Origin of the sequence: Streptomyces capoamus (assembly GCF_014654935.1) — a bacterium.
Classification (GTDB): Bacteria; Actinomycetota; Actinomycetes; order Streptomycetales; family Streptomycetaceae; genus Streptomyces; species Streptomyces capoamus.
In genome coordinates this window covers 1-1,110 of record NZ_BNBF01000086.1, presented here as the reverse complement: position 1 = coordinate 1,110, position 1,110 = coordinate 1, and the positions used below count along the sequence as shown (strand labels likewise).

Sequence of the window (1,110 nt, the reverse complement as noted above, 5' to 3'; positions counted from 1 at the left end):
CACCCTCACGGAGTTGTTCGAGGAGCAGGTGGGGCGGGGTGGGGATCGTGTGGCGGTGGTCTGTGGTGAGGAGTCGGTGTCGTATGGGGAGTTGAACGGGCGGGCGAATCGGGTGGCGCGTTGGTTGCTGGGTCGTGGTGTGGGGGTGGAGGACCGGGTGGCGGTGTCGTTGCCGCGGTCGGTGGATTTGGTGGTCGCGTTGCTGGGGGTGGTGAAGGCCGGGGCGGTGTATGTGCCGGTGGATCCGGATTATCCGGTGGAGCGTCGTGAGTTTCTGCTGGAGGACGCGGCGCCGGTGTGTGTGGTGGATGCGGAGGTGGTGGCGGGGACCGCGGGGTTGCCGGCGGGGGATGTGTCGGCCGGGGAGCGGTCGGGTGTGGTGTCGGCGGGGTCGGCTGCGTATGTGATCTATACGTCGGGGTCGACGGGGCGTCCGAAGGGTGTGGTGGTGTCGCACGGGAATGTGGTGCGGCTGTTCGCGTCGACGTGTGGGTGGTTCGGTTTCGGTGCGGATGATGTGTGGACGTTGTTCCATTCTTTCGCGTTCGATTTTTCGGTGTGGGAGTTGTGGGGGGCGTTGTTGCATGGCGGGCGGTTGGTGGTGGTGCCGTTCGGGGTGAGTCGTTCGCCGGGTGATTTCCGTCGGTTGCTGGTGCGTGAGCGGGTGACGGTGCTGAATCAGACGCCGTCGGCGTTTTATCAGTTGATGCTGGCGGATGAGGTGGCCGGTGGTGCGGGTCTGTCTTTGCGGTGGGTGGTGTTCGGTGGGGAGGCGTTGGATCTGCGGCGTTTGGTGCCGTGGTTCGAGCGGCATGGGGATGCGTCGCCGCAGTTGGTGAATATGTATGGGATCACCGAGACGACGGTGCATGTGAGTTTTGTGTGTCTGTCGCGGGAGCTGGCTGCTGGGGATGCGGGCAGTGTGATCGGTGAGGCGATTCCTGATCTGCGGGTGGTGGTGCTGGACGAGGCGTTGCGTCCGGTGCCGGCGGGTGTCGCGGGTGAGTTGTATGTGGGGGGTGCGGGGGTCGCGCGGGGTTATCTGGGGCGTCCTTCGTTGACGGCGGGTCGGTTCGTGGCGGATCCGTTCGGGCCGGCGGGTGGCCGGTT

The 1,110-nt window shown here is 65.9% G+C and carries 1 protein-coding gene; it reads left to right on the top strand.

Features of this window, described 5'->3' with window-relative positions:
• Positions 1-13 precede the first annotated feature (13 nt).
• On the top strand, positions 14-1,110 hold a 1,097-nt coding region (locus IE312_RS37910), incomplete at its 3' end, for an amino acid adenylation domain-containing protein (RefSeq protein WP_306419874.1).